This is a genomic window from Micromonospora globosa (assembly GCF_000717585.1).
Lineage (GTDB): Bacteria > Actinomycetota > Actinomycetes > Mycobacteriales > Micromonosporaceae > Micromonospora > Micromonospora aurantiaca.
In genome coordinates this window covers 1-10,421 of record NZ_JNZR01000063.1, presented here as the reverse complement: position 1 = coordinate 10,421, position 10,421 = coordinate 1, and the positions used below count along the sequence as shown (strand labels likewise).

At 72.7% G+C, this 10,421-nt stretch carries 8 protein-coding genes; 5 read left to right on the top strand and 3 right to left on the bottom strand.

The window, feature by feature from the left end; all coding sequences use genetic code 11:
- Nucleotides 1-744: 744 nt before the first annotated feature.
- Nucleotides 745-1,422, bottom strand: a complete 678-nt coding sequence (locus IF06_RS0131395; protein WP_030275382.1) for a hypothetical protein — start codon at nucleotides 1,420-1,422, stop codon at nucleotides 745-747.
- A gap of 69 nt (nucleotides 1,423-1,491) precedes the next feature.
- Here IF06_RS0131395 and IF06_RS0131390 point away from each other — a divergent pair, with 69 nt between their 5' ends.
- Genes IF06_RS0131390 through IF06_RS0131380 form a run of 3 tightly spaced genes read left to right on the top strand, consistent with a single transcriptional unit; the run spans nucleotide 1,492 to nucleotide 6,033 of the window.
- Nucleotides 1,492-4,110 carry a valine--tRNA ligase gene (locus IF06_RS0131390; RefSeq protein WP_030275380.1) on the top strand — a complete coding sequence of 873 codons (2,619 nt, stop codon included), beginning with the start codon at nucleotides 1,492-1,494 and terminating at the stop codon, nucleotides 4,108-4,110.
- A 58-nt stretch (nucleotides 4,111-4,168) separates the two neighbouring features.
- Nucleotides 4,169-5,503 carry a bifunctional folylpolyglutamate synthase/dihydrofolate synthase gene (locus IF06_RS0131385; RefSeq protein ID WP_030275378.1) on the top strand — a complete coding sequence of 445 codons (1,335 nt, stop codon included), beginning with the start codon at nucleotides 4,169-4,171 and terminating at the stop codon, nucleotides 5,501-5,503.
- Nucleotides 5,500-6,033, top strand: a complete 534-nt coding sequence (locus tag IF06_RS0131380; protein ID WP_030275375.1) for a DUF4233 domain-containing protein — start codon at nucleotides 5,500-5,502, stop codon at nucleotides 6,031-6,033. Before IF06_RS0131385 ends, IF06_RS0131380 begins: the two co-directional genes overlap by 4 nt.
- A 72-nt stretch (nucleotides 6,034-6,105) precedes the next feature.
- Here IF06_RS0131380 and IF06_RS0131375 read toward each other — a convergent pair whose 3' ends face one another.
- Nucleotides 6,106-7,470 carry a VOC family protein gene (locus IF06_RS0131375; protein WP_030275373.1) on the bottom strand — a complete coding sequence of 455 codons (1,365 nt, stop codon included), beginning with the start codon at nucleotides 7,468-7,470 and terminating at the stop codon, nucleotides 6,106-6,108.
- A gap of 145 nt (nucleotides 7,471-7,615) precedes the next feature.
- Between IF06_RS0131375 and ndk the strand changes: the two genes are divergently transcribed.
- Nucleotides 7,616-8,041: a nucleoside-diphosphate kinase gene (gene ndk, locus IF06_RS0131370; protein WP_013288023.1), complete on the top strand. Its 426-nt coding sequence runs from the start codon at nucleotides 7,616-7,618 to the stop codon at nucleotides 8,039-8,041.
- Between the two features lie 60 nt (nucleotides 8,042-8,101).
- Here the strand turns inward: ndk and IF06_RS0131365 are convergent, their stop codons facing one another.
- The gene (locus tag IF06_RS0131365; RefSeq protein ID WP_013288022.1) at nucleotides 8,102-8,542 is read right to left on the bottom strand and encodes a carboxymuconolactone decarboxylase family protein; all 441 of its coding nucleotides are present in this window, start codon (nucleotides 8,540-8,542) and stop codon (nucleotides 8,102-8,104) included.
- Nucleotides 8,543-8,737: 195 nt separating this feature from the next.
- On the opposite strand from IF06_RS0131365, the gene IF06_RS0131360 reads away from it, so the two are divergent.
- Nucleotides 8,738-10,297: an alkaline phosphatase D family protein gene (locus IF06_RS0131360; RefSeq protein ID WP_030275371.1), complete on the top strand. Its 1,560-nt coding sequence runs from the start codon at nucleotides 8,738-8,740 to the stop codon at nucleotides 10,295-10,297.
- The last annotated feature ends 124 nt before the right edge of the window (nucleotides 10,298-10,421 follow it).

The window sequence follows — 10,421 nt, the reverse complement described above, 5'->3', positions numbered from 1 at the left end:
CCCGGAAGCTAAGCCCTCCAGCGCCGATGGTACTGCACTCGGGAGGGTGTGGGAGAGTAGGACACCGCCGGACAATCTTCCAATTCAGGGCCACCCCCACACGGGGTGGCCCTGAATTGCGTTGCCCCCCGGAAAACACCACCGGACCGGCCGCAAAGCCGGCCCCGGACGCGCGTGAGCGATGGACCGCCCACCCCATTGCCGGCACTGCACCGGCTAGCCGTACCGCCCGCTACTTCCCGGAAACGCCGAACCAGGCCGCCACTTCCCCGAAGTAGCGGTGGCGAGGTGCCCCGGATCCAGCCACTTCCCCGAGCTGGCGAACCGGCCCACCACTTCCCCGAAGTCGCGGCGACGGACTGCCCGGCATCCGGCTACCTCGCCGAGATGGCGAACCAGCAGCAGGTTCCCCCCAGCTGGCGTTAATGGAGTACCCCGGACCTAGCCACTTCGCCGAACTGGTGTGCCGGTCAGCACTACGCCGAAGTGGCGGCAACGGAACGCCCGGATCCAGCCACTACCCCGAGCTGGCGAACCGGCCCACCACTTCCCCGAAATGGCGGGACGGACTGCCCGGCATCCAGCCACCTCCCGCGAACAGGAGGGCTGGGAGCCATTACCCCGGAACTGGTGGCATGGGAGGGGACAGGGGGTCGCCGACACCGCGACGTGGCGGGGACGGGGCAAGGCGTGTGTGGGCACCTCGCCGTACCGGCGTGGACGAGTGAGCGCCGAGGTCGCGGGTCAGCGGCTCTGGACGGACTCGCGGATGTCGCGGAACAGGGCCGCGGCGTCGTCGACCCGGCGGCCCGGGAACATGCCCATCACGACGCTGCCGTGGTCGGCCCACCCGCACACCGCGAAGTCGCCACCGTCGCCGCTCGTCGTACCGCACTTCATCACGCCGCCCAGGCGGCCCGCGTCCACCTCGCGCAGCCCTGCCACCCGGCCTGTCTCGTCGGCCATCAGGCCGAACAGGGTGTCCAGGTCACGTTCGGGCTGCCAGAGCAGCGTGGTGCCGCCGAACAGCAGCACCGAACGCTTGGCGTCCCCGCCGTCGGAGTAGACGGCGCCGTAGCCGCGGTCCAGCTCGATGTCGGCGGCCAGTCCGTCGCGCAGGTAGTCGGCGGTGCTGCGGGCCCGCTCGCTGTCGTCGCGTACCAGCCCGGCCACCTCGGCCGGCTGGCCGAGAGTCGTGTCCTTCTGCTGGAGCACCCGCCAGCCGCCCAGCCCGAGCGCCCCCGCGCCGGCGAGCCCGGCCGCGAGGAGAGCGGCCATGACGATCTTCCGGCGTCGGGAGACGGGACGGCGTTCGGGCTCCTGCGCGGGATCGCGGCGGCTCAGCTCGATCGGCTCTTCGGTCAGCTCGACCGGATCGGAACCCCCGTCGACCGGGCGCTCGGTGAGATGCGCGTCGGACATGACCGCCACCGTACGCGAATCACAGGTGGTGCACGTCGGGTCCCCGAAAGCGCTCCGTAGACTTTCAGGGTGACCGAGAGACTGGATGCCCGCCGCCCCGACGCCCCGACCCTCGCCGGCCAGTACCAGCCCGGCGAGGTAGAGCAGCGACGGTACGAGCAGTGGGTAGCCGGTGGGCACTTCCGGGCGTCGGCGGACAGCGAGAAGCCGCCGTTCACCATCGTCATCCCGCCGCCGAACGTCACCGGCTCGCTGCACATGGGTCACGCGTTCGAGCACACGCTCATGGACGCGCTCACCCGGCGCAAGAAGATGCAGGGCTACGAGGCGCTCTGGCTCCCGGGCATGGACCACGCCGGCATCGCCACCCAGAACCTGGTCGAGCGGCAGCTCGCCGGTGAGGGGCTGTCCCGGCACGACCTCGGGCGGGAGAAGTTCGTCGAGCGGGTCTGGCAGTGGAAGGCCGAGTCCGGCGGCGCGATCCTCGGCCAGATGCGCCGGCTGGGCGACGCGGTCGACTGGGACCGCGAGCGGTTCACCATGGACGAGGGCCTGTCCCGGGCCGTGCAGACCATGTTCAAGAAGCTCTTCGACGACGGGCTCATCTACCGGGCCAACCGGATCATCAACTGGTGCCCGCGCTGCCTCACCGCGCTGTCCGACATCGAGGTGGAGCACACCGACGACGAGGGCGAGCTGGTCTCGATCCGCTACGGCGACGAGGTCGTGGTGGCGACCACCCGGGCGGAGACCATGCTCGGCGACACCGCTGTGGCGGTGCACCCGGACGACGAGCGCTACCGGCACCTGATCGGCACCGAGGTGGAGCTGCCGCTCACCGACCGGCGGATCCCGATCGTCGCCGACGAGCACGTCGACCCGAGCTTCGGCACCGGCATGGTCAAGGTGACCCCGGCGCACGACCCGAACGACTTCGAGATCGGCCAGCGGCACGACCTGCCGTCGCTGACGATCATGGACGAGCGCGGCGTCATCACCGCGCCCGGCCCGTTCCAGGGCCTGGACCGGTACGAGGCCCGCCCGGCGATCGTCGCGGCGCTGCGCGAGCAGGGTCGGATCGTGGCCGAGAAGCGGCCGTACCTGCACGCGGTGGGGCACTGCTCGCGGTGCAAGACGACTGTCGAGCCGCGCCTGTCGTTGCAGTGGTTCGTCAACACCGCCCCGCTCGCGAAGGCCGCCGGTGACGCGGTGCGCGACGGCCGGGTGAAGATCGAGCCGGCCGAGCTGGCCAAGCGTTACTTCGCCTGGGTCGACAACATGCACGACTGGTGCATCTCCCGCCAGCTGTGGTGGGGCCACCGCATCCCCGTCTGGTACGGCCCGGACGGCGAGATCGTCTGCGTCGGCCCGGACGAGGAGCCGCCGTCCGGCGAGGGCTGGCGGCAGGACGAGGACGTGCTGGACACCTGGTTCTCCAGCGGCCTGTGGCCGTTCTCCACGCTCGGCTGGCCCGAGCGCACCCCGGACCTGGCGAAGTTCTACCCGACCAGCGTGCTGGTCACCGGCTACGACATCCTGTTCTTCTGGGTCGCCCGGATGATGATGTTCGGCCTGTACGCGATGGACGGCGTGCAGCCGTTCGACGTGGTGGCGCTGCACGGCATGGTCCGCGACGAGCACGGCAAGAAGATGTCGAAGTCGTTCGGCAACGTGGTCGACCCGCTGGACTGGATCGACCGGTTCGGCGCCGACGCCACCCGGTTCACGCTGGCCCGGGGCGCCAACCCCGGCCAGGACGTGCCGGTCAGCGAGGAGTGGTGCCAGGGCTCCCGCAACTTCTGCAACAAGCTCTGGAACGCCACCCGGTTCGCGCTGCTCAACGGCGCGCACACCGACGGCCCGCTGCCGGCCGCCGCTGACCTCTCCACCGTCGACAGGTGGATCCTGTCCCGGCTGGCGCACGTCACCGCCGAGGTCGACGAGCAGTTCGAGGCGTACGAGTTCGCAAAGGTCTGCGACCTGCTCTACCACTTCGCGTGGGACGACGTCTGCGACTGGTACGTGGAGCTGAGCAAGCCGGTGCTGGCCGAGGGTGGCCCCGCCGCCGACGCCACCCGCCGCGTGCTGGGCCACGTGCTGGACCAGCTCCTGCGGCTGCTGCACCCGGTCATCCCGTTCGTCACCGACGAGCTGTGGGCCGCGCTGAGCGGCGGCGAGACCGTACTGACGGCGTCCTGGCCGGTCGCCGACCGTACCCTGATCGACGACGTCGCGGAGGGCGAAGTCGGCACCCTTCAGCGGGTGGTGACCGAGGTCCGGCGGTTCCGGTCGGACCAGGGGCTGCGGCCGACCCAGCGGGTCGCCGCGCGGCTCGACGGCCTGGCCGGCGCGGGCATCGCGGCGCACGAGCCGCTGGTGCGCTCGCTGGCCCGGCTCGACGCGCCCGGCGACGACTTCCAGGCCGGCGCCACGCTGGCCATGCCCGGCGCGGTGAGCGTCGCGCTCGACACCCGCGGCTCGATCGACGTGGCCGCCGAGCGCGCCCGGCTCACCAAGGACCGGGCGGCGGCCGAGAAGGAGGCCACCCAGGCGCGGGCGAAGCTAAACAACCCGGCGTTCGTCGGCAAGGCGCCCGAGCCGGTGGTGGCGAAGATCCGCGATCGGCTGGCGGTGGCCGAGGCGGATCTGGTCCGGATCGACGCCGCCCTGGAGGCGTTGCCCTCGTGAGCGCGAGGAGTGAGCCGGGGCTGCGAGCCCCGCAGTCGCGAACGAAAGATGGCTCCGCATGACCGACCGCACCGAGTTCGCCGAGGTGGAGGCCGCGCTCAACGCGCGCGGCTTCACCCGCATGCACTTCGAGCTGGAGAAGATCGAGACTCTGCTCGACCTGCTGGGCAGCCCGCAGCGGGCGTACCCGTCGATCCACCTGACCGGCACCAACGGCAAGACCTCGACGGCCCGGATGATCGACTCGCTGCTGCGGGCGTTCGGGCTGCACACCGGCCGCTACACCAGCCCGCACCTGGAGACCGTCCGGGAGCGGATCAGCCTGGACGGCGAGCCGGTGGGCGAGGAGCGGTTCGTGTCCACGTACCGCGAGATCGCGCCGCTGGCCGAGCTGGTCGACCAGCGGTTCGCCGAGCCGCTGACGTACTTCGACATGACCACGGCGCTGGCGTTCGCCACGTTCGCCGACGCCCCGGTCGACGTGGCGGTGGTGGAGGTCGGGCTCGGCGGCGCGGAGGACGCGACGAACGTGATCCAGGCCGGTGTCGCCGTGATCACCCCGATCGGGCTGGACCACACCGAGTGGCTCGGCGACACGATCGAGGACATCGCGCTGCACAAGGCGGGCATCATCCACCCCGGTGCCACGGTGATCGCGGCGGCGCAGGAGGAGGAGGCGGCCCGACCGATCCTGGAACGCTGCGCCGAGGTCAACGCCACCGTCGCGCGCGAGGGCGCCGAGTTCGGCGTGCTGCGCCGCGCGGTCGCGGTCGGTGGCCAGGTGCTGACCATCCAGGGCCTGGGCGGGGTGTACGAGGAGATCTTCATCCCGCTGCACGGCGCGCACCAGGCGCAGAACGCGGCGGTGGCGCTTGCGGCGGTGGAGGCGTTCCTCGGTGCCGGCGCCCGGCGGCAGCTCGACATCGAGGCGGTCCGTGAGGGATTCGCCGCGACCAGTTCGCCGGGCCGGCTGGAGCGGGTGCGTAGCGCCCCGACGGTGCTGCTCGACGGCGCGCACAACCCGCACGGGATGGCCGCGACAGTCGCCGCCGTGCAGGAGGAGTTCGCGTTCAGCAAGCTCGTCGGCGTGCTGGCGGTGCTCGGCGACAAGGACGCGGCGAGCCTTCTGGAACTGCTCGAACCGGTGCTCGACTCGATCGTGGTGGCGGAGAACAGCTCGGCCCGGACGATGCCGGTGGACGAGCTGGCGGCGCTGGCGCGGGAGATCTTCGGGCTGGAGCGGGTGCAGGTGGCCCGGGACATGCCGGACGCCATCGAGGCGGCAGTGGCGGAGACCGAGTCGGACGTGCCGGGCGAACTGTCCGGGGTGGGCGTGCTGATCACCGGATCGGTGGTGACAGTGGCCGACGCCCGCCGGCTGCTCAAGCGATGACCGGCCCGCAGCAGCGCCCGACCGGCCCGGAGCAGCCGACAGACGCTGAGCAGCCGACCGGCGCTGAGCAGCCGACGGGGCCGGAGCAGCTGTCCGGTCCGGAGCAGGCGGGCGGCGTTGAGCGGCCGGTCGGTCCGGAACAGGCGGCCGGTTCGGAGCAGGCAGGCGGCTCGGAGCCGGTGGGCGGCGTGCGGCGGTCCGGGCTGCGGAACCCGGACAAGGCAGTGCGCGGACTCGGCGCCGGCACGATGTCGCTGGAGGCGCTGGTGCTGCTGCTGGCCATCCAGCCGATCCGGGTGGTCGGCGGTGACCTGAGCGGCGCGGCGATCGGCGCGATCGTGGCGCTGGCGGTCGCCTGTGTGGTGCTCGCCGGCATGATGCGCCGCCCGTGGGCGTGGCACGCCGGCACCGTGATCCAGGGACTGCTGCTGCTCTCCGGGCTGCTGCACTGGTCGCTGTTCGCGCTGGGTGTGATGTTCGCGCTGGTGTGGGCGTACGCGCTGCACGTGCGGCGGGTCATCCTCGGCTGAGCGCCGTCGCGCGGTCGCGCGTGTTAAGAGGGGCCCCTTCCTCTACCTGAGGCGTTAAGAAGGGGCCCTTCCTTACACCTGGGCGAGCGTGCGCCACTGTGTCAGCGCGACGCCGTGGCCGTCGGGGTCGCGGAAGGCAGCCGCCCACACCTCCAGCTTGGTGCCCCGGTTGACGACGCGCGGGGCGTACGTGAACCGGACGCCGGAGTCGCGCAACCGCTCGTATGCCCCCTGGATGTCGTCCACCTCCAGGTTCACGTGCACCAGGCGACGGCTGATCGGGGCGGCGCCGGTCACCCGGCGCAGCACCAGCCGGGTCGGCCCGGAGGAGAGCACGGCGTTGCCCTCGCCCCGGTCCAGCTCGTCGAAGCCGAGTTCCCGGTAGAAGTCGAGGGACCGGTCCAGGTCGGTGACGAGCAGCGTGATGCCGACGCCGCTGATCGGGCTGGCCAGCTCGTCCGGCTCGGCCGCGCCGGACGGGCCGAAGATCGCCTCGTCCAGCTCCTCGGCGGTCGGCGGCGCGTCGGAGCGCCGCGGCGCGTCCGAGGGGTCGTCCAGCGGCACGTCGATCGGGTCGGGCCCGCCGTCGGCCGGTCCGGATCCGGCCGGTCCGGAGTCGGACCGGCCGGAGTCGGCCGGTCCGGAGTCGACGAACACGGTCTCGACCGGCACGGTGTCGACCGGCTCCTCGGCCGGCGAGCGGGGGGCCGGGGCGCGGCGGGGGAGCGGGCCGGGGCCGGCCGCGCGCTCGGCCCGCTCGACGAGCTGCCCCTCCAGCACCACAGGGCCGCCGGGGCTCTGGTGCAGCACCACCGGCTCGCGTTCCTCGGCCCGGGGCGGGACGTCGTCCAGGTACGGGTCCGGCGCGGGCGGGTAGTCGTCGCGGAAGTCGTCCTCCGGCGCGCGCCCGGCCCACGGCGGCGCCTCCTGCGCGATCAGCGGCTCGTCCAGCGGGTCCGGCTCGGCGGCGTACTCGGGCGGCAGGTCGGCCACCGCGGCGGCGCTCTCGGCGTGCGTGGGCACCTCGTCCCAGAGCACGCGTACGTGCCGCTGGTCGTCCAGCGCCACCCGGACCGGCAGCGCCTGGCCCAGCGAGGGCCACTTGGCGACCGGCACCCGAGGCTCGATGATCTTCTTGGAGCGGGGCGGCAGCCCCGGCGCGTCGATGACCAGTTGCAGCTCGCACCGGCCGAACGCGTACTGGGTGGGGGGCTCGGAGGCGCTGTGCACGTGCCCGAGGCCGATCACCCAGGTGCGGCCGCCGCCGCGTACCGTGGCCAGGGCGATCGCCAGCACCAGCAGCGCGACGCCGAGGGCCACGATGGCCCAGCTGGTCATGCCGAGCCCGAACACGGTCACGAAGGTGGCGACGGTGCCCAGCACCGCGCCGATCAGTTTGCGTACCGGCGCGATCGTGCGGTTCCCGCCATTCGCCACAGTGGACCTCCCAGGGGTTCCAGGGCCAGGCTAGGCCGCCGCGGCGGGCCAGGGAAGACGCAGCCGCCGCGCCGGCGCCGGGACCGGGTCGCTACGCTGACCGTACCCAGCCGAACCCCGTTTGAGTGCGCAGGAGGAACCCAGCGTGTCCAGCAGCAGCCCGGACGAGCGGTCGCTCGTACTGATCAAGCCCGACGCGGTGCGCCGCGGTCTGGTGGGCGAGATCCTGTCCCGTTTCGAGCGCAAGGGCCTGCGGATCGACGCGATGGTGAGCCGGACCATGGACGGCGACTTCGCCGACCAGCACTACGCCGAGCACGTCGACAAGCCGTTCTACCCGCCGCTGAAGACGTTCATGACCAGCGGCCCGCTGGTGGCGCTGGTGCTCTCCGGCGACCAGGTGGTCGAGGTGGTACGCGCGATGATCGGCAGCACCGACGGCCGCAAGGCCGCCGCCGGCACCATCCGCGGTGACCTGTCGCTGTCGAACCGGGAGAACCTGGTGCACGCCTCCGACTCGGCGGACAGCGCCAAGCGCGAGATCGCGCTCTGGTTCCCCGAGCTGGCCTGACCGACGCGCCGACGGCCCCGGCCCGCTCCTGGCGGGACCGGGGCCGTCGTGTGTCAGCGATCAGACCTGCGCCGGCGGCTGCGTCCGGCAGGTCACGGCGACGCGGTTCCACACGTTGATGGTGGCGATCGCCATCACCAGATCCGCCAGCTCCTTCTCCGACCACACCTTCGCCGCGGCGTCCCAGACGTCGTCCGGCACGCCGTGCTCGCCGAGCCGGGTCACCGCGTCGGTGAGGGCCAGCGCGGCCCGCTCCCGCTCGTCGAAGAACGGCGCCTCGCGCCACGCCGCGACGGCGAACAGCCGGCGGCTGTCCTCCCCGGCCGCCAGCGCCTCGCGGCTGTGCATGTCGACGCAGAACGCGCAGCCGTTGCGCATCGACGCCCGCAGCTTCACCAGCTCCAGCACGGTGTGGTCCACGTTCGCCCGGACGTACTTCTCCAGGCCGAGCACGGCCTGGTACGCCTCGGGCGCCACCGCCGCCATGTCCATCCGGCTCATCGCCGCCTCCTTGAGGGTTCGGGTACGCGCACAGGACGGGGCACGGCGGGCGCGGTGTGACGGCCCGGCGGTGTGACGGTGGTCATGCCGGGGCGCTGGACAGCAGTCGTTGACGTGCCGGTCACCTCGACCGGAGTTCCCGGCCACCTGCGGCCGGTAGACCGGCTGGCGACACTGCCGAGACCGGGAGAACCCATGACGCACTTCGATCGACGTACCCTGCTCCGCGCCGGCGTGGTCGCCGGTGCCGGAGTCGCCGGCGGCGCGCTGCTCGGCGCGCCCGGCGCGCCCGCCGCACCCGGCCTGCGGCGCAGCGGCCGGCCGCTGCTCACCCACGGCGTGCAGAGCGGCGACGTGACCGCCGACTCGGCGCTGGTCTGGACCCGCGCGGACCGGCCCGGCCGGATGCTGGTCGAGGTCAGCCGCCGGCCGGACCTGCGCGGCGCCCGCCTGGTGCGCGGCCCGGTGGTCGACCCCACCGGCGACCTCACCGGCAAGGTCCGCCTGCGCGGCCTGCCCGCGGGGGAGCGGCTGCACTACCGGGTACGGGTGGAGAGCCTGGACCGGCACGGCCTGTGCAGCGAGCCGCTGACCGGTTCGTTCGCCACCGCCCCCGGGCGGCACCAGCGGCGTGACGTGCGGTTCGTGTGGACCGGCGACATCGTCGGGCAGGGCTGGGGGATCAGCCCTGACTTCGACGGCCTGGCGATCTTCCGGGCGATGCGGGAGCGCCGCCCGGATTTCTTCCTGTGCAGCGGCGACACCGTGTACGCCGACGGGCCGCTGGCCGAGAGCGTGGTGCTGCCGGACGGCCGGACCTGGCGCAACCTGGTGACGCCGGAGAAGAGCAAGGTGGCCGAGACGCTCGCCGAGTACCGGGGGCAGTTCGCGTACAACCTGCTCGACGAGCACCTGCGGGCGTTCGCCGCCCAGGTGCCGCAGATCAACCAGTGGGACGACCACGAGGTGGTGAACAACTGGTACCCGGGGGAGATCCTGACCGACGAGCGGTACGGCGAGAAGCGCGTGGACGTGCTCGCCGCCCGGGCCCGGCAGGCGTTCCACGAGTGGCTGCCGGTGCCGTCGGGCGGGCCGATGTACCGCAAGCTGTCGTACGGGCCGCTGCTGGACGTGTTCGTGCTGGACATGCGCACCTACAAGGACCCCAACGACGGCAACACCTACCCCGACCGCAACCGGGGCCTGCTCGGCAAGGCACAGCGGGAGTGGCTGATCCGGGAGCTGCGCGCGTCCCGGGCCACCTGGAAGGTGATCGCCAACGACCTGCCGATCGGCCTGGTGGTGCCGGACGGTTCCGCCGCGCAGGAGGGCGTCGCGCAGGGCGACCACGGCGCGCCGGCCGGCCGGGAGTTGGAGTTCGCCGAGGTGCTGCGCGCCTCGCACCGGGCCGGGGTGACCGGGCTGGTGTTCCTCACCGCCGACGTGCACTACACCGCCGCCCACCACTACGACCCGGCGCGCGCCGCGGTGCGGGACTTCAGCCCGTTCTGGGAGTTCGTCTCCGGCCCGGCGCACGCCGGCGCGTTCGGGCCGAACGCGCTGGACGGCACGTTCGGCCCGAAGGCGGTCTTCGTGCACGCCCCGCCGCGCGCGAACACCTCCCCGGCCGAGGGCTTCCAGCACTTCGGCGAGGTGACCATCGACGGCCCGTCGGCGGCCCTCACGGTCCACCTCCGCGACCGCACCGGCGCCTCCCTCTGGACCACCACCCTCCCCGCCCCCACCTCCCGCTGACCCCACCCCGCCCTGGATGCGTTGATCATGAAGTTGGCGGCGATGTGGATCTCGGATCTGGCCGTCAACTTTCATGATCGGCGGGGCAGAGGCGGGGCGGGGAGAGGCGGGGCGGGTGATACTC